This is a genomic window from Streptomyces cylindrosporus, assembly GCF_022698165.1.
In the GTDB taxonomy this organism is placed as follows: domain Bacteria; phylum Actinomycetota; class Actinomycetes; order Streptomycetales; family Streptomycetaceae; genus Streptomyces; species Streptomyces cylindrosporus.
In genome coordinates this window covers 138407-158671 of sequence record NZ_JALDAY010000004.1, presented here as the reverse complement: position 1 = coordinate 158671, position 20265 = coordinate 138407, and the positions used below count along the sequence as shown (strand labels likewise).

Sequence of the window (20265 nt, the reverse complement as noted above, 5' to 3'; positions counted from 1 at the left end):
TCCCCCTCAGCCGGCCCGGTTGGCGATGCGCCGGGCCATGTCTTCCATGGCCGCCTCGACGGCCTCCTTGTAGATCCCCTCGCGCCCGCGGAACGCCCGGTCGAACCATTCGAGCTTGCCGCGCTGGCTCACCCATACCTCGCGGTTGCCGTACACGGGGTGGCGCCAGCCGGAGGCGCGGTTGGTGCGCTTCGGGGCGTTGGGGAAGCCGCGGATGTTCTTGGTCTTGAAGGCCTTCACGCGGGCCCCGGACCAGCGTCCGCCGAGCTTCACTTCCGGCCTGATCTTCTTGGCGATCGACGTGCGCAGGGCGGGCGTCGCCCCGTGCACCGAGACCATGCCCATGATCGAGCCCTTGGCCTGCTCGGCTCCGGGACGCAGAGCGTCACGCATGTTGGCCGCCAGCTCCTTACGGAGCGCCTTGCCGTCCTCCTCGGCGCGGATGGCGCGCACCAGCGCGGCGAGGCCGGTGTGGGTCTCCACGCCCAGGGCGAACGGCGGGCCTCCGCTGGCCATCAGGACGTCGCTCGGGTTACGGCCCCCGACGTCGGGAAGCCGAGCGACACGGTCGCCTCGTCGCCGACCGACCCCGTCAGCGGGTTCCAGCCGTTGATCAGGATGTTGCCGGTGTACTTCGGGTTGGAGACGCCGACCGCGGCCTGGTCGGCGCGCACCTCGAACGGCACGACCGTCCCGAGCAGGGGCCACATGATGGCGTCCAGCTGGGTGGTGGCGAAGTCCTGGAGGAACTCGCAGCCGAGCTCAGCGGACTTGAGACCGCCGATGACTTCCTTCCAGCCGAGGCTGGCGTAGTTGGTGACGTCCTTGTCCTCGACCTCGACGGTGAGCTCGGCCTTGCGCGTGAAGGTGTTCAGGACGTTGGCGTTGATGGACAGGTACTCGGCGAGCAGGACCATCTTGGGCACGGCGGGCCCCCTTTCAGGGCATGACGGAGGGCCCGGGAGCGGGCCGGGGTGAGAGGCGTTACTGGATGCCGAGGGCGGCGGCGAACAGGAACGACGGCGTGGTGCCGGAGATCGTCCATGCCACGCGCCACCACGTATCCGTGATGGCCGTGCCCGCGGTGCGCATGATCTGCCCGCCGACCGCGGTGGCCGCGGTGAACGTCAGGCGGGTGGTAGGGCTCGCGAACGTGTTGTCGACCGAGGACTCGACGCGCGCGGTGATGGTCGGCGTGCTGGTGCCGGCCACGGACAGCACGTGCAGCGAGGCGTACATCCGCTTGTTCGCAGCGACGGCGCCGAGGTTGAGGCCGGTGCCCGTGCCGGTGGCGGTGCGGGCGGTGCCGGGCGGGTGGGCGAACTGGCCGCGCACCAGCGGCCATGCCGACTTCGCCGTACCGGACCAGGGGGCGACCTCGCCGACCTCGCCGAACAGCTTGTAGTCCGAGCGGAGCGCCGACATGAGGTAGGCGAGGCTGCCCACGCTCGCGTCGTTGTTGGCGCTGACCGACCAGGGGCCGACGCCGCCCAGCTGGCTCCAGCTCGCGTCGTCGACCTTGCTGGCGTCGGAGGCCTCCCACTGTCCCTCGCCGGACAGCTCCGCCGAGGCGATGCCGCCGACGAACTCCTTCCAGCCCTGCGAGCCGTAGTTGGTGGACTCCTTGGCCTCCACCTCGGAGGACAGTTCGATCTTGTTGGAGTTGCCGGTGAGGTCGGCGCCGACGGCGAAGCACCGCACGTTGGTCAGGACGGTCTTACTCATCGTCGCCTCCCCTGCGGGCCTTGCGTGTCCGCTTGGCGGTGACCTCTTCGGCGACGCCGGAGGCGACGAGGTGGGCGGCCTGCGCGGTCGGCAGGTCGATCTCGTCTCCCTCGGCGGGCCACGGCTCGCCGCACAACAGGGCGCCCTCGGGGGCACCTTGCAGGATGCGCAGTCTCATCAGGTGCTCCCACTTCCGATGACCTTGAGGACCAGCTCCGCGCCGAGGTACGTGGCTCCGGCGTGGTCGAACCAGCGGTAGCCCTGCACGCGTTGCAGGTGGATGTCGTCGGCCAGGCCGCCCAGGGCGTACTCGCCGGGGCCGCCGCGGGCCGCCTCGATCGCGGCCTTGAGCGAAGCAGGGCCCGCCCCGGACAACATCGCGTCGAGGATGCGCTGGGCGGCCCGGTCGTCCGATCGGCTGGCGTAGGCGCGGCAGGTGAACATCAGCTCGTCCATGCCGCGGCCATGCGCCCGGTCGAAGGTGATCTCGACCTCACCCACATAGAAGCAGGGGGCGACGACCGAGTCCGGGACGTATCCGGTGGACGTCAACTTCCCCACCCCGGTGGGCAGGACGACCGTGCGGGCGGCGTCCGCGATGGCATCGCGGATAGCGGAGATCTGCATGGCGCCCCCTACGCGAAGCCTGGAAGGGTGTACGGCTCGATGAGCGCCCACACGTCGGGGTCCCGACGGGACAGGTTGCGCACGCCCCACTCGGCGGAGCCGATGATGCCCTCGGGGGAGTCCTTGCGCTTGTAGAGGCGGGAGGCCTGGATGAGGCAGGCCTGCGCGATGTCGTCCGGGACGGCGGGCCAACCGAACTTGGCGGTGATCCGGATGCGGGTGCTGGACGTGCCCCAGACGCCGTGAGGCTTGAGCAGGCCGGTGATGGCGTAGCCGTCGGCCAGGGCGTTGTCGGGGGTCGTCTCGTAGCCGGTGAGGGCGGTGAAGGTGCCGCCCCCGGTGGTCCCGCTCTCCACCACCATGCCGGTGACGTCGCCGATGTCGTCGACCAGGAGTACGTCACCATCGCGCTCGCAGACGACGCGGTCCTCCAGCCGGTAGGTGCGCACCGTGGCGGAGGCGTCCAGCCAGAAGCGGCGGCCGGTGGCCCGGTCGATGCCGCGGGACGCCGACTTGAGGGCCTTGGTGAGCAGGGCGTCCCGGGTGGTGTCGTCGGCCTCGATGCCCATCTGCGACTTGAGGTCGGCGAGGGTGGCGTACTCGGCCATGTCAGGTGGTCTCCGTGCCTCGTGCCCTGCGGCCCTTGGGCGGCGTCGACCGGTCCGCCGACTTGGCGGGCTTGTCGTCCTTCGGCGGCTCGACGCCGCGCAGCTTCAGCTGTTCGTCGACCTGGGCGACACGGTCGTCCATGCCGCGGGTCACGTAGCCCTCGCGCTCGCGCAGCAGCGCGGCGACCATCGAGTCTTCCGTCTGGGGTGCGTCCGTCATCGCTCGCTCCCGGGGTTATGGGTGGACCGCGAGGGCCCGCCGGAGTCGTGGCGGGCCCTCGCGGAATGGATCAGACGCCGGTGAAGGTCGGCGCGATGAGGCCCGTACCGGCGATCTTGCGGGCCTGCGTGTAGCGGGCGTGGGTGTACGCGAAGTAGCCGTAGACGACCATCAGCACGCCGAGGCTGGCCGCGGCCGGCTGCTCCGCCCGGATGTACATCGGGGCGCTGGGGTCCTCCCACAGGTGGCACTCGTTGCGGTCCACGAGGTAGATCTCGTCCTCGGTGCCCGCGCCGAGAGTCGTGCCGACGTTGTTGTCGACGATGACCGGAGTGCCGTTGGGCAGGACGCCGCGCACTCCGCTGCCGTAGGTCGTGCCGAGGTTGGTCATGCCCATCTGTGCGGCGATGCCCGGCTGGCTGACCAGCGGCCACGTGGACGACAGGGCGTTCTGCATCCAGTACCAGCGCCGGGAGTGCATGACCGCGAGGTTGTCGCCGGACGCCATGTCCAGCAGCGCGGCCTCGACGCCCGACAGGCCTTCCAGAACCTTCGGGTACAGCTCCGCCACGGTGGGCGTGGCGTCCGTGTAGGCGACCGAAGTGGCCACGTTGGTCAGACCGTTGGTGGCCTGGTTGAGCAGCGTGGAGTCCAGCGTCGTCGCGTAGCGGCGGAACAGGTCGTCGAGGACGACCGGCTCGACGCCGGCGCCGCGCTCGATGGCCTGCCGGGACAGCGTCTGCTGGCCCGCGTTGGTCTGCACGTTGATCGTCATCAGCGTGTCGTCGATGTTGGTCTCGGACACCGCGGTGTTCTCCGCCGCCTGCAGCGCCGTGGACGTCGACGTGGTGATGCGGGACAGGTTGACCGTCATGCCCTGCGCGGGCAGGTCGTGCGGGCGGCACGCGTCCGCGAACGGGCGCCGGGCGGCCGCAGCCGGGGCGTACAGGTCGGTCAGGTACTGCGGCACGACCAGGCCCGCGAACGCGCCCGTACCGGCCGCACGCACCAGCTGGTCGCCGCGCTCGGCGCGCTCCTCGGCCATGTGCCGGGCGAGCCGGTCGCGGGCCTCGTAGTCGCCGAGGAACGCGGCCGCCACGTCCCGCTCGAAGTTGGAGCCGCGCCGGTCCTGGTCGGGCCGGTAGGTGCGCTCTTCCTGCCCGACGCGGTGCCGCTGGTCATACGGCGGCAGAGCCGGAGGGGCGCCCGGGGTGTTGCGCGCCTGCAGCGCGGCGATCTCCGCCTCGCGGGCCTCCTCGGCGAGCAGCTCGTCGAGGGCGCCCTGGCGGCGGGTGACCTCGGCGTCCGCGGCGTCGCGGCGCTCGACCTGCTCGCGCACGGCTTCCTCGGTCAGGTTCTCGTCGGAGCGGAGCGCGACCAGCGCGTCCTGCTCCCTCTGGCGGTTGCCGATCGCCGTGTCCAGCGCGGTGCGCGCCTGGGCGATCAGTTCGGCGAGCGTCATGGCTCGTCCTCCTTGGTCGTGGTGACAGGCGCCCCGTGTCCAGGTCAGACGGCCACCCGAGGCATGGCGCCGGGTGGGCTCGTGCGCGCAGAAGCGCAGGGCAGTAACTCCCGCCGGACGGCGGGAAGATCAGGGGTCAGCGGGCGAGTGCGATCTCAAGGAGCGCGCGGGCCCTGCTGCTCGTCGGCGCGGCCGCGGGCTGGCGCAGGCTCGCCCCGGTGTACGGGTTGGCGCCGTAGCCGACGATCGCGACGTCGCCGCGGTGGATGTCGTACCGGTTGATCCGGTACTCGGTGTAGTCCGGGGACCACTGGCCCGACTCGATACGGAACGCGAACGACATCTCGTCGATGAGGCCCGACCGCAGCTTCGGGGCGATGTACGCCACGTCGTAGTCGCTCGGATCCAGCGCGGGCGCGCGCACGGACAGGCCGGTCGCGTCCTCGCCCAGGATCAGCGTGCCGGTCGTCGTGCGGGCCATACGGCGCAGCTGGTCGTGCCCGAGCACGAGGGGCACGTCGAGGTCGGCGCGAGCGAGCGAGTCGGTGCCCGCACCCTCGGAGACGATCTCCGTGTACGGGCCGAACATGTCCCACATCTCGTAGGCCTGCTCGTACACCGAGGCGTGCCCGAGGAACTCCAGCGTCCCGCCGTCCGCGGAGTCGCGGACCTGGACGCCGGACAGGGTGGCGCGCACCGTGGCGCGGGCGTTGGCCTGCTCCGCACAGCGCCTCTGCGACGGGCGGTCGCCGCGCTGGCGGACGTTGTGGGCTCGTTCCGCCGCGGCCGCGGCGAGCGTGATGGTCATGACGATGCTCCCGGTACGGCGGTCGTGGGTTGCGCGGGGACGGAGCGCGAGCCGAAGAGGCGGTCGAACTCGGCGAGCTGGTCCTCGGTGAAGGGCGCCCGGTCCTCAAGGGCGCGCGCTTCGGACGGCGCCAACGTCCGGCTGTTGATCTGCGAGGCGATCGTCGAGGCCCGCGTCTGCGGGTCCATGCGCAGCAGCGCGTCCGTGTTGAGCTTCACGTAGCGCGGGCCCGAGACGAGCTTCCGGCTGAACGTGTCCTCGCGGCGGCCCACGGCCGGCCCCAGATGCATGATGAGGAACTGCAGGTTGCGCTGACCGATGTTGGCGTAGGTGACGCTGCTGCCCGAGACAGCCGCGTCGATGAGGTCGCCCGGGCAGCCGAAGAACCGGGCGATGTCCGCATTGCTGTACTGCTGCGCCTCGATGAACTGGGCCTGCTGGTTCACAGCCTGGATGGGCTTGTACTCCCAGTCGACGCCATGGACGAACAGGTCACCGTTCGAGACGGCCGCCCGGAACCCGTCCTTGACCTCCCGGGCCTGCCGCTTGTCGACCGTCTTGTTCGTGTTCTTCAGCGTGCCCGAGGGCACGATGCCGGCGCCGAACCAGTCCCGGGCGAACTGCTGGGCGTTCAGGGACTCTTCGATCGACCAGGCGGCGTAGGCCACGGGGGACAGGCCGAGCGGCAGACCGGCGACGGTGTACTGCTTCTCGTGCCACACGTCCCACGGGTCGTAGTCCTTGCCCCCGATCTTGAACTTCGTGATCTGTGACCCGGTCGCGCGGACGGTCACGGTGCCCAACTCCACCAGGTCGATGCGCCCGGGCAGGCCCCGCCCGTCCGGGCCGATCACCCCAGACCGTTCGGTGATGATCCCGAAGCAGTTGCCCGCCCGGTCCAGGTCGAACTCGGTGGAGTACATCCACTCCTTGATACCGACCTCGCTGCCGCCCGGGGTCACCAGGACGGGAGGCTTCGGCACCTCCACCTGCAGGCCCTGCACGCGGCGGTACACGTCGATCGGGAACGTGGACACCAGGTCGGCCCGCAGCCGCAGGCACGCCCACACCGCGGACTGCCGCAGCGCCGAGTCGTTGGTGACGTGCACGCCCTTGCCGCCGGTGCGTTCCCCGCGGGCCAGCGCCAGCAGATCCTCGGCAGTGACGATGTTCGCGTCCCGCTGGGTGAAGGCGCGTCGCATCCTGTCCCAGACGCCCATGCCGTGCCTCCCTACGCGAACGAGTCGCCGATGTCGTAGTCCTCTTCGACCTGCGGGCCCCGGATGAGCAGCGCCCAGCGGGCGAAGGTGACGGCACACAGCGGGCTGATCTCGGTCAGCGAACTGGTGCGGTCGAGCGTCCAGGCGTCGCCGTTGCGGCGCGTCCGTGCGCCGTTCACCGCGGCCGTGAGCGGCACCTGGTCGAGGTGGACGACCGTGCCCTGGTTCATGGCGTCGGCCATCTGCCCGCACGCCTCGGTGATGTCGCCGGAGCGCATCACGGCCAGGTCGCCGCGCTCCGGGTGCTCCTTGTCCTTGGGCACGTCGATGCCCGCGGCGGTCAGGTCGTCGATGAGCGAGCCCGCCGGTGCGCCCGCGGAGGCGACGGCGACGGCCACCGGCTTCCACAGCTTGTGCAGCCGGACCATGGCGGGCACCACCCAGTCCGTACCGGCACGGCGGGCGACGACCTCAAGGTGCACCGTGCCGTCCGGCCGCAACGAGGCCGCGGCGATGGACGCGTGCTTGCGGTCCTGCGACACGTCGAGCGCCAGGGCGACGCTGGACGCCACCGGCTTGCTGCCCTTGTCGACCAGGCCCGGCCACTTGCCCTTGGGCACGTTCGGGTCCGTGGGCGGGGTCGGCTTCCGCGTCCGGTTCAGGTAGGCCCGGTCGAACTCGGCCGGGTCCATCTTCTCCAGCTCGGCCTGGATGATGGCCTCGGTCACCGTGTGCCCCAGCGCGGGCAGCGTCGCCCGCCACGTCGCCGGGTCCGAGCGGTCCATGTCCTCCGGGGCGAACCACTCGAAGTACGCCGCCCGCGGCCGGACGGCGGCAGCGTCCTCGGCGAGCGCAGCCCACAGGGCTTCGATCAGCGCGCGGCCGTTCTCCCGCTTCTTGTTCAGCCACACCGACTTCGTGGTGCCGCCCGCGGACGCCCACCACAGCTGAGCCATGGCCCGGGTCAGCATGGCCGGGCTGAACGCCTGCTCCAGCCGGTCGTCCTCGTGCGCGAACGCCTCGTCGATGAACCCGAGGTCGAGTGGCGGCCCGTGGCCGGCCTTCTCCGTGTTCGCGGTGATGCCCATCTTGGAGCGCGTGCGGCCCCACAGGATGGCCTCGTTGCCGTTCGACTTCCGGATGCGGGCCAGCTTCGCCAGGTCCGAGCCGCTGATCTTCTCCCAGAACTCGTCTTCCCACCGCTGCCGGGCCATGCCCCGGGTCTGCGCGGCGTACACGATGTTCTGCCGCTGCCAGGCGAGCGCACGGTGCACCTGGGCGCCGAGGCACAGCTCCGTCTTGCCCTGCTGCCGGGAGACGGACAGGCCCACCTCACGGTGCGCGAACAGCCCGGTCTCCGGGTCGATCTCCAGGGCGACATCGGACACGTACTTCTGCCACGGCATCGGCGGGGCGCCGAGCTTGGCCATGACCTTCCACAGCTTCGGCCCGAGCGACGGCCGGCCCGGATGACGGGGCGTCCCCCAGCGCGGCGGGCAGGTCAGCCCGTACCGCTCGTACAGGTCCTCGGCGAACTCAGTCGGTGGAGCCCAGGTCTCCGAGGTCGTCGTCATCGTCGGGCGCCCGTCCCTCCAGGAGCTGGGCGAGCGTCTGACGGAGCTCGCGGTTCAACTGAGGGAGGAGCTTGTCCTCGACGGCCACGGCCTCCCCGCACGTGTCGCACTGGCCGGTCGACGCAGCGTCGATCCGCTTGGCCAGCGAGTACGCCATCTCGGACAGGGACGGCTCGATGCCGACGAGGTCACCGAGCTGCTCGACGTCGTCCCGGACGGCCTTCTCCACGGGCCCCATGCCGGCCCCCTTCCATGATCATCCGGACGCCATCGGGCCGGGGGGAGAAAAATGAAAGCTGGGCGCGGGGTTGAGAAGTGGATCTTCCCTAAAGATCGCCCGGAGATCCCGGCCGGATCGATCTGATCAACTCGGATTGATCGAGCTTGCAAGCCTCTGACCTGCATGTTTGTCCCGTTCTGAGGCAGGCTCGCGTGTTGCGCATCGTGCCTGGTCAGAGCGTTGTGATTGCCGCGCCGAGGCGTCGATTTGGCGGCCGCCCGGGCATGTGCTGGTGCACTCATCAAACCGTGCGCCGCGCGCGGGAGTCGCAAGCCTCTGACCTGCACGTTTACGCAGTCGCCTGCATCGTCGCAGGTCAGAGCCATGTGGTGCCGATGAGTCTGGGGGTGGCGTGCAGATCGACCCAGTCCGGGTCGCGCCCCTGGTCTGGGCCCGCTCCGGGAGTTGCACGTTTGTGCAGGTCAGGGCGTTGCGGATGTCGTGCGGTGTGCGTGATTTGGCCTCGCGTCCACCATGTGCGGAGCAGGCGGGCAAACCGTGCAGGGTCGCGCGCCATCTGCACCGTCCCTTCCTACGGGCCGGCGAACCAGTCGACGCTGGTGTGCAGCTGCACGACCTCGGCGAGCGGCCGGTTGCCCTTCTCCGAGTTGCACTTGCGCAGGCACACCAGACATCCGGCCACGCCGTGGATGGGTGCGAGGTTGTCGGGGTCGCGGCGGGCGCCGCCCTTGCTGGCGGGGTGGATGTGGTCGACGGCGTCGGAGGCTCCGTGGCCGCAGACGATGCAGACGTCGGAGGCGGCGAGGATGCGGGCGCGTGTCTGCCGGTAGTCGTAGCTGGTGAGTTCGTCTCGCTCGGTGGCCACGGTCACCCCCTGGGCACGACGAAGCCCCGGCCGGGGGGACCGAGCCGGGGCTTCGTCGTGCGTCTGTGGTGCCGATTGAGGGCACAGCTGTTCACCGAGATCGTGACACTCGCTGTGACCTGCGGTCAAGCGGCGTTGCGGGTGCGTCGTTCGGCCTGCAGCTCGGCGACGTCCCGCCAGGCGTACCAGGGTTGCCGGGGCGTGCCGCCGGAGCGCTTCAGGCGGCCGCGTCGGACGAGTTGGCGGACGCCGTCGAGGCCGATGCCGAGCTGCTGGGCGGTCTGGTGCGCGGTGAGGTGGCCGGGCCGGATCATGTGCGACTCCATGGGCCCATGATGCGGCAGGGAGGGAGGCGGCGAAGGGGAGGCGGACACCCCGTTTGCGGCCGAGTCCGGCTCGGTCGCAACATGCCTCCCTTGCCTCCCTGACTGGCCATTTCTGCAGGTCATGTACAGGGAGGCAGGGCAGGGAGGCGGGTAGGGAGAACTCCCTCAGTCTTCGGCGCCTCCCTCGTCGTCGGGATCGTCTTCGTCGCGGGCTGTGATGGCGTCAAGGATGCGGTCGAGGGCGACGTGCATCTTGCCGCCGGTCTTGTAGTCGCCGTGGCCGGCCTCGTCCAGGACGCGCTTGAGGTCCCGGAATGACCAGCTGCCGTACTCGGCCGCGTTGAGGTCCTGGAGGCCGCGAAGTACGTCCTGCGTGAGCATCCGTGGCTCGTGCCCGAGCACCTTGGCGATGTCGGCGAGATGGTCGACGGGGGTGAAGGCGGGGGCGTCCGCCGGGCCTCCCTCGTACATCTGCATCGCCCGCGCGACGACCGGCGAGATCTCGTCGATGCCTGCCTCTTTCCGCACGAAGTACGAGCGGATCAGTCCGGGCGTCTTTCCGAAGCCCGCGGCCATGGCGGTGCCGACGTCTTCACCTGCGACGAGAGTGGTCGCCGAGTAGCCGTTCTTGTGCATGCCGGTGCCGAGGATCGCGTCGTTGCCCTGGTGGTCGTTGATCGCGAACGCCACCCGGTGGGAGACGGTCTTGGAGATCCCGCGCGGGAGGCTCGCCGCATCCGCGTCCGGGGTGATCCACAGCAGCATGATGGCCGTCTTCCTGGCCTTCTTGGTGACCTTCAGCGCCAGCTCCTTGGCCTCCTTGCCGTGTTCCTTGTGGGTGAACAGCTCGTGGACCTCGTCGAACACGACGATCCGGGGCCGCATCGACGGGTCGCGTTCCGCCATCTCGCGAGTGACCTTGGTGTCCGTGCCCAGGCGTTCCAGTTCCTGCCCGCGGCGGGACACCTCGCCGGCGAGGGCGCGCAGGGTGTCCATGGCCGCGACCACGTGCTCGTCGTCGTCGCCCTTGACCAGGCTCCGCAGGCGGGGCCGCATCGGGTCGTAGTCGGAGTTGTAGGCGAGGACGTGCACGTCGATCTCGACGAGCGGGTCGAGCATCGCGCCGAGGAGCAGGGCGATGACCAGCGACGACTTGCCCGATCCCATGATTCCGGCGACCAAGTAGTTGGCGGCCATCAGGCGGCCGATGACCTGGTCGCCGCGGGCGTTGAGGGCGACGGGCACGCCCTTGAAGAAGTCGGTCGTGCCCTCTGTCAGGAGCGGCCAGGGCGGTACGGGCTTGGTGAGGACGCCGGGGTCGGCGACCCACAGGTCGAGGACGCCGGCCTGGTCGCGTGGTTCGGTCGGCCACACCTCGATGGGCTTGCGCATCAGGTTGTGCGCGAGCACGTGCTTCTTGTCGGCGATCATCTCGACGGGCACGCCTTCGGGGAGCTGCAGTTGGGCGTGCCAGCCGTTCCCGGAGCGGGTGGATGGCTGCACCCAGCGGGCCTTCCAGCCTTCCTTGAGGGCCGCGTTGAGCGGGGCGATGCCGAGCTTGCCCAGGGCGCGCATGATGGCGTTCTCGTCGGGTACGACGTCCCGCTCGTCGCCGTCGTCGGGCAAGGCCCAGCCGGGTGCGGTGCGCTGGTTGTGGCCGACTGCCCACGCTCCGGCCAGGGCGACGAATGGCAGGGCGTACAGCAGCGGGTCCCAGATGACGGAGGCGAGGAAGCCGAGCCACCACACCAGCCGGACCACGGCGTTGAGCGGCGCGAGGATGTCGGCGACGTCGTGGTTGTGCCAGGCCAGCAGGACGCCCAGGAACAGCAGCACGCCGGCCGCGCCGGCGACCGCGTTGAAGATGGCTTTGGGCAGGTTGAGGGCCAGCTGGAGGAGGTCCATGCGCCGCTTGTGGCGGGCGAACCGGTAGGCGTAGGCCCGCTGTTCCCACTTGGTCACCATCTCTTCGTTGCCCGCGGCCTCGGCGATGCGCATCATCCGGTGGTGCATGGCCGTGGTGCGGGCCTCCCACGCGCGGCGGGAGAGGATGCGGGCGCCGCCCCAGATGTAGGAGCCGTGCCGGACGGCGGTCCTGTAGGCGGGGTTCTGGCGGGCTTCGACGATGATGCGGCGGATCCTGGCGAGACGGCTGGACGGTGTCGCGTCCTGGGTGGGGCGTGACGCCTCCGTGGTGTCCTGGGCTTGAGGGGTGGCGTCCTTGGTGAGGTTGACGGTGTCGCTCATCGGTGGCCTCCGCGGACGTCGCGCCATATGGAGCGCAGGACGAGCAGGCAGGCGGTTGCGCAGGTGCCGCCGACGGCGATGGCGGTGGCGGCCAGGGCGAAGGCGAGCGCGAGAGCGCAGGCCACGCAGCCGCCGACGGTGACGAGAGCGCCGATGGTCCACCACTTCTTCGCGTTGAACTCCGGCTGTGGGGCGTGGTGCTGGCAGGTGTGGGCGGGCTGCTGGCCGGCGAGCTTGGCGAGTTCGACGGCGGCGAGGGCGACTTGTACGGCGGCGGTGTCCGTCGCGGCTTCTTTCGCGGCGGCCTCGGCTTTCTGGAGGGCGTCGCTCATGTCGCCCACCTGTGGAACTTGCGGGTGATGGCTGGCCGGAGGGCGAAGCCGAGGGCGAATGCGATGACGAGGGGGTTGGCGGCCGCGGTGAGCAGCAGTTCGGGGCAGAGGACGAGGAGGAGGCCGAGCAGTGCGCCGAGGGCGATGTACCTCACGAGCGGGCCTCCTGGGGGAGCTTGTCGGGGTGGAAGAGGTTGTGCCCTCGGGGCGTCTTCTCGTGGACTTCGAGCGTCCCGCTGGCGACCCAGCTGCGGACGGTGGAGGGGTCGACGCCGAACCGGTCGGCGACGTCCCGGGACGTGAGAAGACGCGGCGCGCCCTCGACGTCCTGGCCCGTCCCGGGCGGGAGTTCGGGCGTCTCGGTGGCGTCCTGCTCGGTCATGCGGTCGAGGGTGACCTCGGCGCCCCCACTCGTCTTCTCGGGAAGACCACTGGACGGCGGTTGGACGGGCGGGACGGTGGCGGGCCGGGTGGCGGCCCGTGGCGTCTGCCTGGCGAGCGCATGCGTCCGCCAGAGGCTGATGGGGACGAGGAGCGAGACGACGGTGACGAGGTTGAGGCTGACCTTGAGGACACCCGCCTCCAGCGCGTGAGCGGCGACCTGCGCGGCACCCATGAGCGTGAGGCTCAGGAAGATGTCGAACGCGCGGAACCAGCGCAGGGCTGCGATCACGTAGCAGTCGAGGGCGAGCGGCAGCATGACCGCGATCGGGGGCTTGGCGCCGAGGCGGCGGGCGAGTTCGTACTCGGCGGTGGCCGTGAAGGCGATGCCGGCGGCGAGCGAGCCTCTGCGTACCCAGGTGCCGACCTGGTTGAGGTTGCTCACGCGGTGCCTCCGTCGAGGATCTCGGCGAGGTTGCGGCCGAGGGTGCGGAGCCGGGTGGCGGTCTCGGTGAGGGCGTCGGCGAGTTGCTCGACCTCGTCGGGGGTGTACGAGCCGGTGATGTCGCCGTCTTCGACGTACAGGACCGGGGCCGGGCTGGAGGTCTCGGAGTAGGGCGACTGGGCGAGCATGGCGCGGCAGGTGGTGATGCCGTTGATCTCGATGGAGTGCTCGGGCCCGTAGTGGGTGATGTCGACCTTGAACTCGGCGCGGTCGCCGGCGTGGCCGACACACCAGTCCGGTTCGTCGATCTTCAGGCTCTTCGTGACGAGCACTTTGACCTGCGCCGTGCGGTGGTCGTCGGGCATGGCAGAGTGAGCCATAGCCGTCCTCCTGGTTGTGTCAGGGGTGGCGGTCAGGGCCTCGTTCGGTGTTGGTAGCACCGGCGGGGCCCGTCTTCATTTGTGAGTACAGATTAGAGCTTGCCATAGGATCTGGCGGTTCGTACAGGTCTGTTATGGAATCAGCGCGTTCAACTCGCCTGCGTCTGTGGCGCGTTGCCCGCGTCCTGGTCCGTCCAGGCGCCGGACGCGAGGGCGAGCCACGACTCGGGCGGGTACACGGTGTTGCACCACCGGCACTCGACCTTGGTGGTGCCGTGCGGGACGCGCAGGACGGCGCCGCACACCGTGCCGTCCTCGTACACGGCCGGGCAGTTGCCGAGCCGCAGCGACGGGACGGGCGGGTTGACGATGGATGCGACGTCGCGTTCGAGGTCGCGGATTTCCTCGGCGAACGCGCCGGCCATCGGCCAACTGGCGGCGATCCAGTCGAGGTTCATGGACAGGGCTCGGGCGGCGACGGTGATGCGTCGCTCGGTGTTGCCTGCGATGGCGGGCTCGCCCCAGCCGCGATCGGCCTGCATGGCGGAGCGCCAGTCTTCGAGGACGCCGACGATGCCGCCGGGCCCGCGGAGGTTGAATGCGGGCTCGGCGATCGGCAGGGGTGCCTCGGCGGGCCGGGACCGGCCGAGTTCGGGGCGGCGGCCGCTGGGGTGGAGGAAGGCGGCGAGGGCCTCGTACAGCTGCGGCGCGCGGTCGAGGCGTTTGGCGGTGCCGAGCGTGCACCCCGGGCACAAGTAGCTGTCTGGGATCTCGCGTTCGCACAGGCCGCAGGAGGCGCTCATACCCGGCTCCGGTGCTGCAGCTGGTAGATGCGGAGGCTGTGGAGGTAGCGGTCGCCCGCCGAGCGCTTCATGTCGGCGCGGGTCCGGGCGGCGGACCGGCGATCGTCGCGCCAACCCCAGTAGGCGTGCATGGCGTTCATCAGATGCATGCCGAGGGTGAGGCCTACGGCGAGCATCAAGAGTTCGTTCGAGGTCACGTCGATCTCCTTGATCAGAACGGGGGCTCGTCGGAGTAGCCGGCGCCCTGGGCGGCGGGCTGCTGCTGGCCGCCACCCCATCCGCCGCCCTGCGTCTGACCGTTGGCGGGCTTGGCGCCGGCCCACGGGTCGTCACTGCCCTTCCGCTGGGAGGGCTGTCCGCCGCCCGCCGGATTCTTGGTGATCTTGGCGGTGGCCCGGGCGAGGGTGGGTCCGACCTCGTCGACGTCGAGCTCGTACACGGTGCGCTTGACGCCCTGGCCGTCCTCGTAGCTGCGCTGCTTGAGGCGGCCCTGGACGATGACGCGCGTGCCGCGGGCGAGGGATTCAGCGACGTTCTCGGCGGCCTGGCGCCACACCGAGCAAGTCAGGAACAGGCTCTCGCCGTCCTCCCACTCGTTGGTGGTCCGGTTGAAGCGGCGTGGGGTGGAGGCGATGCGGAACTTGGCGACGGCGGCGCCGGCCGGGGTGAAGCGGAGTTCGGGGTCGTCGACGAGGTTGCCGACGACGGTGATGACGGTCTCTCCGGACATCAGTGGGTCTCCTTCGAAGTGGTGAGGTTGAGGGCTGCGGTCGATGCGCCGGGGTCGTGGTTGGGCCGGTAAACGACGTGGCGGGCGTAGCTCTTGAACGAGGCCTCGTCGAGCACGAGGGGCAGGCAGTAGCTGCCGCCGTCGACGACGGGCAAGAGGGTGTCCTCGCCGCCGCTGGTGACGGCGGGCTTCCATGCGAGGACGGGGTCGAGGTCGATCTCGCCGTCGATGTACTCGGCGACGTACCAGCCGGGTGCGGCTGGGATGTACTCGGGCATGGGGCGCCTCCTGTGGCTGGTGGTGTGACCTCGTCCCGGCGGCTTGCTCTCTCGTGGGGCCGTTGGGTGACCTCGTCCTCGTCCCACCTAAAGGAGTGGGACGAGGGACGAGGTCACGCCACCTCGTCCGGGACGAGGTCGGACGAGGTCGGACGAGGTCATTTACGGGGGGTGTGGATCACGAGCGATAGTCAAAGGTGGACGGATTCGGACAATCGACCTCGTCCCATGCCCGGGACGAGGTCAAGCGGCCTCCGGTTCGGGTGGGTTGTCCGCTTCTGTTCCTGCGGTCGGCAGGCTGTGAAGCGTGGCTCCGCGAGCGCCTCGCTCGGTGTTGATCCGCCCCTCGTCGACCAGGGCGGCGACGGCCTGGCGGACGTCCACTGCGCGCCCGCTCACGCGGTCCTCGATGCCCTTGCCGGTGAGCGGCTCCCGCGCGCCAGCCAGGGCGTCCAGCACCTTGCGCTTGAGGGCGTTGAGACGCCGCAGCTCCTCGTCCGCCTCCCGGTCCTCCTCGTCACGCTGGATGGGCGCGTACAGGTGGGCCTCGGCGAACTCGGCGGACTCGGACTTGACGACGAGGTCGGCGTACCAGTGCATCCCGCTGGAGTGCGACAGGCCGTTCTTGCGGATCTGGCCGGGCCGGTCCTTGGCGACGCGGATGGTGGACTTGCCGGTGACGCCGATGCCGAAGGGGCGCCGGTTCTCCAGCATGTACATCACGCCGTTGAGGCCGTTGAGCTTGTGGACGCCGCCGATGCTGTACCGGCCGCGGTTCTCGCTGGACTTGACGACGTGGTCGAGGGTGACGACGGCGGCCCCGGAGTTCATGAGCGGGCGCAGCAACTGGCGACCGAACTTGGCGACGTCGGTGTTGTCCTTGAGCTCCAGGCCGAAGAGGCTCATGCCCTCGGTGACGCCGTCGACGATGGCGAGCGTCGGGCTGTACTCCAGCACCATCGCCAGGTCGAGCAGGTCGATGTCGCTGGGGCTGTTCTCCGGGCGGACGTAGTGGAAGCGCTCCAGGACGTCGTCCGGGCGGGCGCCGAGGCACAGCAGCCGGCCGACGACGCCGCCCGCATCGTCCTCGAAGTCGAGGTACAGGACGTGATGGCCGTCGTTGATCTCCTGCAGGCAGGCGATGAGCGCGAGCCACGTCTTGCCCGCCTCGGACTCGCTGGCGACGCTGTTCATCCGTCCCGGGTAGAACAGGCCGACGCCGTCGTCACGGCGGCCCACGGTGGGCTGCGGCGGCCGGTAGCTGCCGTCGAGGACCGACGTCAGGTCTTGGGCCGCCCACGTGCGCGGCGCCGGCTCCTTCTCGGCGGCAGGCGCCGCGTCGACGTCCTGCCAGTCGACGGGCGGCTCCTCGCCGTCCGGGCCGAAGTAGGCGTCCATGGCCTGGTCGAAGTCGGTCGTCACGCCACCCACCCCCGGTCGCTGGGGCGGGTGGATGCGCTGTCGAACGAGGCGCGGGTCTCGGAGTCGGTGAGCCCCATGGCGGACGCCGCGGACAGCAGACCCATCTCGGCCTCGGCGAGGTCGATGAGGTTCTGCTCGGCGAGCTCGTGCGCGCGGCATGCGGCGAAGAAGAAGGCGTTGTTGCGGTTGCCCTCGTGTGAGTCCATGACGTGCTGGACGAGGTCAGCGACGGTCCACATCCGGCCCCCGCCGGGCCGCTGCTGGCGCCGCTCCTGGAGGGGAAATCGGTGCCGGGGCGTGGCGCGTGGCGGCGGCAGCAACTGACGGCGCTGCTTGCGCGGCAGGAGCGCCTCGGGCCAGGCGACGCTGGGCGCGATGTACGAGCCGTCCCCCGCCCACTGGTAGCGGCCGCCGGAGGAGTGCCCCGACGGGGCGAGCAGGATGTAGCCGTTGTGCTTGAAGTCGATGCCGGGTCCGCCGAGGCCGGGCAGGTCGAAGTCGGGGGAGCGGTACAGCATGTGCAGGCCGCCGCCGCCGGTGAGCTGCATGGTGGTGCCGGGCAGAACTCCGACGCGCTGTTCCAGGGCCTGGTACGACTCCTTGCCGCCGTTGCGCGGGTCGACGTCGACGACGGCCCAGCCGTTGAGTTTGCAGGGGGCGCCGATGTTGGCGTCGGGTTCCTCGCGCCACCAGCGGCGGACGAGGTCCAGGTCTGTGCTGGCGGCCCAGAAGCCGTGACAGGTGGGCACGCCGCACTGGCAGTCCTCGGGCCGGTGCTTGACGTACAGGCTGGACTGCCGGTCGCAGCGCGGGCAGTTGGCGTAGGGGGTCTTGTTCCGGCGGACGCGAAACACCTTAATGCCCGCCTCGGCGTAGACCTCGGCGGCGGCCGGGAGTTTGGCGGGGATTCGGAGGCCGACGGTCACGAACGTGCTCTCTTCTACGAGCTGGATCAGAAGTTCGCGGAGGTGCTGGCCGGGCGCGGCGGGGGGATGGCGGCGCCCGGCCAGCGGCTCATGCGGTACTTCGCTTCGCGCGGGCGATCTCCTCGGCGGCCGCGGTGATGCGTGTGCACCAGTTGCGGGCCGCCGTGACGACCGTGAGCGGGCTGGGCTGCTGCTGAAGGTCGTGCCGGATGGAGTCCATGACCATCTCGTGCAGGGCTCGCTCTTCGGAGCGGCGTACATACAGGTCATCGAGGACCTGGTGCGGCAGATCCACGACCTCAAGAACGCCGTCGAGGTCGACGGGCTCATCGACCGGCCACTGGCCAGGGCCGCGCTCGGTCATAGCCCCTCCTCGCGATCTTCCGCGCGCTGGATGCGGACGAGCTCGACGTAGGCGCCGAGGATCTCGTTCGTGTACCGGGCCTGCTGCTCGCCGTCGAGGAGGCCCCACATCCGTACGCCGGCCACGACCGGCAGTTCGCCGGGGTAGCGCTGCTCGACCTGGAGGAATGCCGCGTACAGGTCGGAGTGGTGGAAGGCGTCAACCACGTTCGCGAACTGCGTCTCGTCATCGGCGGGCAGGGCGCGCGCGATGGCGGTGTCACCTTGGATGCGCCGGCCGTCCGGGGAGTCGGGGACCGTGGTTGCCGCGCCCACGAGGCGCAGCAGGTTGCGGATGATCGCCTTCGTTTCGGCGTTGTTGAACCGGGACGGGGCGCGCTCCAGCTGGTGGGCGAGGGCGAGCCAGGCCTCGTCGGCGGCGGTCGAGCGGAGGTAGGCGGCGCCGCAGGTGGCGTGCCACCACACGTAGAAGATCTTGGTGATCTTCTCTCCGGCGGCCGGGACCTTCTCGCAGCCGGGGCAGGTGCTGCCCCAGCCGACGGTCTCAAGGATGTTGCCGCCCGTCGACTCGACTGTGCCGCCGGGGATGGGGCCCTGGGATTCGGAGATGGCAATGCGGATCGGCTCGCTCACGCCGCCTCCTTGATCGTGGGGGCGCAGAAGGCGGTCCTGATCACGGCCCGCTGGTAGTCGTCGAGCGGGGGAGCCTGGTTGACGATCGCGTCGACGCGCTCCCAGTACCCGGCCGGGCGGGCCGGGCGGCCGGGGGTGCCCACGAGCTGTGCACCCCTGGCCGTCGCGGTGGCGGTGCACGTTTTCACGACGTCGCTCCGGCCGGCATGGCGAGCAGCTGCTCCGCGGTGGCGCCGCCGAGGGCCGCGAGGATGATGTTCATGCAGCGCATCGGGTCGTGAGTGACGCCGAGCAGTAGCACCATGTCGTCGACGAACTTCTCGACGGTGGGCGTCGCCTGGCCGATGGCCCGCATCTGGGAACGGAAGTGCTCCATCGTCGCGATGTGCGGAGCCGCCAACTGTTGCCTGTCGTGCCAGGCCTTGCAGTCGGCGCACAGGCCGTAGCGGGCACCTGCTCCGCCCGTCACCACGGCGGCCGCGGGGCCGCATCCGTAGACGCACACGGTGGTGTCGTAGGTCGTCATGCCGTCACCTCGGCCTTGTTTTGGCGGAGGGCACTGAGGACCTGTTCGGCGGCGTAGTCCGCGCGGGCACGGACCAGGTCGGCGTGCGTGCGGCGCAGAGCGTCCAGCCGCTCGGCGAGCGTGTTGATGACCATCTCGAGGCCGTCGGGGTCGAGGCCGCCGATCCAGTGCTCGTCGACGACCTCGACGACGGCGAACGGGAGACGGTGCGAGAGAGCCCTGGCGAACGGGTGGACCTCGATGCGGCTGCTGAGCACGCGGAACTCTTCGGGGGTCCCCGTGGTGTCGATCGGCAGCGTGACATCGTCGCTCTCGCCGATCCAGCAGTAGATGTCTACGGGGTGCGAGGGCGTCTCGGCGTCCCGGGTGTGGTCGATGGTGCAGCCGGGCATGCAGGTGATGGCCACCTGTTCGCCGGTCACGCTGCTGGTGAAGGACCAGGTGCGCGGGGTGCCGGCAGATTCGTGGGTCGACGGCGCCGTTGCCGTCGTGGCACTGTGGGTCATGAGCTGTTCCGTTTCTTACTTGCTGGTAGTGGCGGATTTGCTCGACAGAGGCGACCCGGCTGGACCCCGGGTCGCCTCGTCGTTTCCGGCGGGCGCTTCCGGCTGGACCCCGAAAGCGGTGCCGGTCTCCTGCGGGACGAGCCCGAGGAAATTCCAGACGTCGACCGTGCGCACGTAGCGCTTACGGCCCAGGCGGATGACCTCCATGGGCAGACGCCCCTGTGCGGCCAGCTGATAGATCGTGGACTCGGCCTGCCCTGTCATCCGCCCGAAGGTGGGCAAGTCGGTCAGGGCCGACTCGTGGCCGAGGATCTCGGCGATGGTCAATGCCGGGGCGGTCATGCCGATTCCCTGGCTGAACCTTCGGCGAGCTCCTTCTCAAAGCGCTGGATCTCGGCAGGTGCGTAGAGGATGCGGCGCCCGACCTTGATGCCCTTGGGGCCGTACCCGATGTGCCGCCAGTAGCGGACTGTGCTGGGCGCTGTGCGGTACCTGGCTGCCACATCCTTCGTGGTCAGGTACCCATTCGCCTCAGAAGCGAGCAGCTCTGACACCGCTCAACCCCCTCACGGTGTTGGCGTTGAACACCATGAGTATGTACCCGGTGGCGGTGTATC

General features: G+C 70.2%; 32 protein-coding genes. All 32 read right to left on the bottom strand.

Going from position 1 to position 20265, the window contains the following annotated elements:
* Positions 1-6 precede the first annotated feature (6 nt).
* The 32 genes from MQP27_RS13605 to MQP27_RS13450 all read right to left on the bottom strand — a co-directional run bounded on the left by MQP27_RS13605 (position 7) and on the right by MQP27_RS13450 (position 20202).
* The gene (locus MQP27_RS13605; protein ID WP_242765317.1) at positions 7-516 is read right to left on the bottom strand and encodes a hypothetical protein; all 510 of its coding nucleotides are present in this window, start codon (positions 514-516) and stop codon (positions 7-9) included.
* The gene (locus MQP27_RS13600; RefSeq protein WP_242765879.1) at positions 516-917 is read right to left on the bottom strand and encodes a phage tail tube protein; all 402 of its coding nucleotides are present in this window, start codon (positions 915-917) and stop codon (positions 516-518) included. The genes MQP27_RS13605 and MQP27_RS13600 overlap by 1 nt, the downstream gene beginning before the upstream one ends.
* Before the next feature lie 67 nt (positions 918-984).
* On the bottom strand, positions 985-1725 hold the full coding sequence (locus tag MQP27_RS13595) for a hypothetical protein (RefSeq protein WP_242765316.1): 741 nt from the start codon (positions 1723-1725) through the stop codon (positions 985-987).
* Positions 1718-1903 carry a hypothetical protein gene (locus MQP27_RS13590; protein ID WP_242765315.1) on the bottom strand — a complete coding sequence of 62 codons (186 nt, stop codon included), beginning with the start codon at positions 1901-1903 and terminating at the stop codon, positions 1718-1720. Before MQP27_RS13590 ends, MQP27_RS13595 begins: the two co-directional genes overlap by 8 nt.
* Complete coding sequence (locus tag MQP27_RS13585; RefSeq protein WP_242765314.1) at positions 1903-2352, bottom strand: hypothetical protein; 450 nt, start codon at positions 2350-2352, stop codon at positions 1903-1905. The genes MQP27_RS13590 and MQP27_RS13585 overlap by 1 nt, the downstream gene beginning before the upstream one ends.
* 8 nt (positions 2353-2360) lie before the next feature.
* Complete coding sequence (locus MQP27_RS13580; protein WP_242765313.1) at positions 2361-2960, bottom strand: head-tail connector protein; 600 nt, start codon at positions 2958-2960, stop codon at positions 2361-2363.
* A gap of 1 nt (position 2961) precedes the next feature.
* A complete protein-coding gene (locus MQP27_RS13575) occupies positions 2962-3180 on the bottom strand; it encodes a hypothetical protein (protein WP_242765312.1) in 219 nt (72 codons plus the stop codon).
* A gap of 70 nt (positions 3181-3250) precedes the next feature.
* The gene (locus MQP27_RS13570; protein WP_242765311.1) at positions 3251-4642 is read right to left on the bottom strand and encodes a hypothetical protein; all 1392 of its coding nucleotides are present in this window, start codon (positions 4640-4642) and stop codon (positions 3251-3253) included.
* A gap of 136 nt (positions 4643-4778) precedes the next feature.
* Positions 4779-5450 (bottom strand): HK97 family phage prohead protease, encoded by a 672-nt coding sequence (locus MQP27_RS13565; protein WP_242765310.1) that lies wholly within the window; start codon positions 5448-5450, stop codon positions 4779-4781.
* Entirely contained in the window at positions 5447-6670 is a 1224-nt protein-coding gene (locus tag MQP27_RS13560) for a phage portal protein (RefSeq protein ID WP_242765309.1), read from the bottom strand. The genes MQP27_RS13565 and MQP27_RS13560 overlap by 4 nt, the downstream gene beginning before the upstream one ends.
* An 11-nt stretch (positions 6671-6681) precedes the next feature.
* Positions 6682-8244, bottom strand: a complete 1563-nt coding sequence (locus tag MQP27_RS13555) for a terminase large subunit domain-containing protein (protein WP_242765308.1) — start codon at positions 8242-8244, stop codon at positions 6682-6684.
* The gene (locus tag MQP27_RS13550; protein ID WP_242765307.1) at positions 8207-8482 is read right to left on the bottom strand and encodes a hypothetical protein; all 276 of its coding nucleotides are present in this window, start codon (positions 8480-8482) and stop codon (positions 8207-8209) included. The genes MQP27_RS13555 and MQP27_RS13550 overlap by 38 nt, the downstream gene beginning before the upstream one ends.
* A gap of 574 nt (positions 8483-9056) precedes the next feature.
* Positions 9057-9350 (bottom strand): HNH endonuclease, encoded by a 294-nt coding sequence (locus MQP27_RS13545; protein ID WP_242765306.1) that lies wholly within the window; start codon positions 9348-9350, stop codon positions 9057-9059.
* 125 nt (positions 9351-9475) lie between these two features.
* Positions 9476-9676, bottom strand: coding sequence for a hypothetical protein (locus MQP27_RS13540; protein WP_242765305.1), 201 nt, complete (start codon positions 9674-9676; stop codon positions 9476-9478).
* A 165-nt stretch (positions 9677-9841) separates the two neighbouring features.
* Positions 9842-11923, bottom strand: coding sequence for a cell division protein FtsK (locus MQP27_RS13535; RefSeq protein WP_242765304.1), 2082 nt, complete (start codon positions 11921-11923; stop codon positions 9842-9844).
* A complete protein-coding gene (locus tag MQP27_RS13530) occupies positions 11920-12255 on the bottom strand; it encodes a hypothetical protein (RefSeq protein WP_242765303.1) in 336 nt (111 codons plus the stop codon). The genes MQP27_RS13535 and MQP27_RS13530 overlap by 4 nt, the downstream gene beginning before the upstream one ends.
* Entirely contained in the window at positions 12252-12410 is a 159-nt protein-coding gene (locus tag MQP27_RS13525) for a hypothetical protein (protein WP_242765302.1), read from the bottom strand. The genes MQP27_RS13530 and MQP27_RS13525 overlap by 4 nt, the downstream gene beginning before the upstream one ends.
* Positions 12407-13081: a MerR family transcriptional regulator gene (locus MQP27_RS13520; RefSeq protein WP_242765301.1), complete on the bottom strand. Its 675-nt coding sequence runs from the start codon at positions 13079-13081 to the stop codon at positions 12407-12409. Before MQP27_RS13520 ends, MQP27_RS13525 begins: the two co-directional genes overlap by 4 nt.
* Positions 13078-13461, bottom strand: coding sequence for a DUF6907 domain-containing protein (locus tag MQP27_RS13515; RefSeq protein WP_242765300.1), 384 nt, complete (start codon positions 13459-13461; stop codon positions 13078-13080). The genes MQP27_RS13520 and MQP27_RS13515 overlap by 4 nt, the downstream gene beginning before the upstream one ends.
* Before the next feature lie 149 nt (positions 13462-13610).
* A complete protein-coding gene (locus MQP27_RS13510) occupies positions 13611-14264 on the bottom strand; it encodes a hypothetical protein (RefSeq protein ID WP_242765299.1) in 654 nt (217 codons plus the stop codon).
* Positions 14261-14461, bottom strand: a complete 201-nt coding sequence (locus MQP27_RS13505; protein WP_242765298.1) for a hypothetical protein — start codon at positions 14459-14461, stop codon at positions 14261-14263. Before MQP27_RS13505 ends, MQP27_RS13510 begins: the two co-directional genes overlap by 4 nt.
* Positions 14462-14475: 14 nt before the next feature.
* Positions 14476-14994, bottom strand: a complete 519-nt coding sequence (locus MQP27_RS13500; RefSeq protein ID WP_242765297.1) for a single-stranded DNA-binding protein — start codon at positions 14992-14994, stop codon at positions 14476-14478.
* Positions 14994-15272 (bottom strand): hypothetical protein, encoded by a 279-nt coding sequence (locus MQP27_RS13495; RefSeq protein WP_242765296.1) that lies wholly within the window; start codon positions 15270-15272, stop codon positions 14994-14996. Before MQP27_RS13495 ends, MQP27_RS13500 begins: the two co-directional genes overlap by 1 nt.
* 243 nt (positions 15273-15515) lie before the next feature.
* A complete protein-coding gene (locus tag MQP27_RS13490) occupies positions 15516-16694 on the bottom strand; it encodes an AAA family ATPase (protein WP_242765295.1) in 1179 nt (392 codons plus the stop codon).
* Positions 16691-17620 (bottom strand): bifunctional DNA primase/polymerase, encoded by a 930-nt coding sequence (locus MQP27_RS13485; RefSeq protein WP_242765294.1) that lies wholly within the window; start codon positions 17618-17620, stop codon positions 16691-16693. Before MQP27_RS13485 ends, MQP27_RS13490 begins: the two co-directional genes overlap by 4 nt.
* A gap of 88 nt (positions 17621-17708) precedes the next feature.
* Entirely contained in the window at positions 17709-17984 is a 276-nt protein-coding gene (locus MQP27_RS13480) for a hypothetical protein (protein WP_242765293.1), read from the bottom strand.
* Positions 17981-18616: a hypothetical protein gene (locus MQP27_RS13475; RefSeq protein WP_242765292.1), complete on the bottom strand. Its 636-nt coding sequence runs from the start codon at positions 18614-18616 to the stop codon at positions 17981-17983. The genes MQP27_RS13480 and MQP27_RS13475 overlap by 4 nt, the downstream gene beginning before the upstream one ends.
* A complete protein-coding gene (locus MQP27_RS13470; RefSeq protein WP_242765291.1) occupies positions 18613-18804 on the bottom strand; it encodes a hypothetical protein in 192 nt (63 codons plus the stop codon). The genes MQP27_RS13475 and MQP27_RS13470 overlap by 4 nt, the downstream gene beginning before the upstream one ends.
* On the bottom strand, positions 18801-19142 hold the full coding sequence (locus MQP27_RS13465) for a hypothetical protein (protein WP_242765290.1): 342 nt from the start codon (positions 19140-19142) through the stop codon (positions 18801-18803). Before MQP27_RS13465 ends, MQP27_RS13470 begins: the two co-directional genes overlap by 4 nt.
* Complete coding sequence (locus tag MQP27_RS13460) at positions 19139-19648, bottom strand: DUF6907 domain-containing protein (protein ID WP_242765289.1); 510 nt, start codon at positions 19646-19648, stop codon at positions 19139-19141. The genes MQP27_RS13465 and MQP27_RS13460 overlap by 4 nt, the downstream gene beginning before the upstream one ends.
* A 15-nt stretch (positions 19649-19663) precedes the next feature.
* A complete protein-coding gene (locus MQP27_RS13455; RefSeq protein WP_242765288.1) occupies positions 19664-19990 on the bottom strand; it encodes a helix-turn-helix domain-containing protein in 327 nt (108 codons plus the stop codon).
* Complete coding sequence (locus MQP27_RS13450; RefSeq protein WP_242765287.1) at positions 19987-20202, bottom strand: helix-turn-helix transcriptional regulator; 216 nt, start codon at positions 20200-20202, stop codon at positions 19987-19989. The genes MQP27_RS13455 and MQP27_RS13450 overlap by 4 nt, the downstream gene beginning before the upstream one ends.
* Positions 20203-20265 lie beyond the last annotated feature (63 nt).

Bases quoted from the DNA above. Each gene is read 5' to 3' on its own strand.
- MQP27_RS13460 (WP_242765289.1), bottom strand. From the start codon at position 19,648: ATGACCCACAGTGCCACGACGGCAACGGCGCCGTCGACCCACGAATCT.
- MQP27_RS13465 (WP_242765290.1), bottom strand. From the start codon at position 19,142: ATGACGACCTACGACACCACCGTGTGCGTCTACGGATGCGGCCCCGCG.
- MQP27_RS13600 (WP_242765879.1), bottom strand. From the start codon at position 917: ATGGTCCTGCTCGCCGAGTACCTGTCCATCAACGCCAACGTCCTGAAC.
- MQP27_RS13510 (WP_242765299.1), bottom strand. From the start codon at position 14,264: ATGAGCGCCTCCTGCGGCCTGTGCGAACGCGAGATCCCAGACAGCTAC.
- MQP27_RS13580 (WP_242765313.1), bottom strand. From the start codon at position 2,960: ATGGCCGAGTACGCCACCCTCGCCGACCTCAAGTCGCAGATGGGCATC.
- MQP27_RS13495 (WP_242765296.1), bottom strand. From the start codon at position 15,272: ATGCCCGAGTACATCCCAGCCGCACCCGGCTGGTACGTCGCCGAGTAC.
- MQP27_RS13515 (WP_242765300.1), bottom strand. From the start codon at position 13,461: ATGGCTCACTCTGCCATGCCCGACGACCACCGCACGGCGCAGGTCAAA.
- MQP27_RS13595 (WP_242765316.1), bottom strand. From the start codon at position 1,725: ATGAGTAAGACCGTCCTGACCAACGTGCGGTGCTTCGCCGTCGGCGCC.
- MQP27_RS13480 (WP_242765293.1), bottom strand. From the start codon at position 17,984: ATGACCGAGCGCGGCCCTGGCCAGTGGCCGGTCGATGAGCCCGTCGAC.
- MQP27_RS13605 (WP_242765317.1), bottom strand. From the start codon at position 516: ATGGCCAGCGGAGGCCCGCCGTTCGCCCTGGGCGTGGAGACCCACACC.
- MQP27_RS13575 (WP_242765312.1), bottom strand. From the start codon at position 3,180: ATGACGGACGCACCCCAGACGGAAGACTCGATGGTCGCCGCGCTGCTG.
- MQP27_RS13500 (WP_242765297.1), bottom strand. From the start codon at position 14,994: ATGTCCGGAGAGACCGTCATCACCGTCGTCGGCAACCTCGTCGACGAC.
- MQP27_RS13455 (WP_242765288.1), bottom strand. From the start codon at position 19,990: ATGACCGCCCCGGCATTGACCATCGCCGAGATCCTCGGCCACGAGTCG.
- MQP27_RS13530 (WP_242765303.1), bottom strand. From the start codon at position 12,255: ATGAGCGACGCCCTCCAGAAAGCCGAGGCCGCCGCGAAAGAAGCCGCG.
- MQP27_RS13540 (WP_242765305.1), bottom strand. From the start codon at position 9,676: ATGGAGTCGCACATGATCCGGCCCGGCCACCTCACCGCGCACCAGACC.
- MQP27_RS13590 (WP_242765315.1), bottom strand. From the start codon at position 1,903: ATGAGACTGCGCATCCTGCAAGGTGCCCCCGAGGGCGCCCTGTTGTGC.
- MQP27_RS13535 (WP_242765304.1), bottom strand. From the start codon at position 11,923: ATGAGCGACACCGTCAACCTCACCAAGGACGCCACCCCTCAAGCCCAG.
- MQP27_RS13565 (WP_242765310.1), bottom strand. From the start codon at position 5,450: ATGACCATCACGCTCGCCGCGGCCGCGGCGGAACGAGCCCACAACGTC.
- MQP27_RS13585 (WP_242765314.1), bottom strand. From the start codon at position 2,352: ATGCAGATCTCCGCTATCCGCGATGCCATCGCGGACGCCGCCCGCACG.
- MQP27_RS13550 (WP_242765307.1), bottom strand. From the start codon at position 8,482: ATGGGGCCCGTGGAGAAGGCCGTCCGGGACGACGTCGAGCAGCTCGGT.
- MQP27_RS13555 (WP_242765308.1), bottom strand. From the start codon at position 8,244: ATGACGACGACCTCGGAGACCTGGGCTCCACCGACTGAGTTCGCCGAG.
- MQP27_RS13560 (WP_242765309.1), bottom strand. From the start codon at position 6,670: ATGGGCGTCTGGGACAGGATGCGACGCGCCTTCACCCAGCGGGACGCG.
- MQP27_RS13570 (WP_242765311.1), bottom strand. From the start codon at position 4,642: ATGACGCTCGCCGAACTGATCGCCCAGGCGCGCACCGCGCTGGACACG.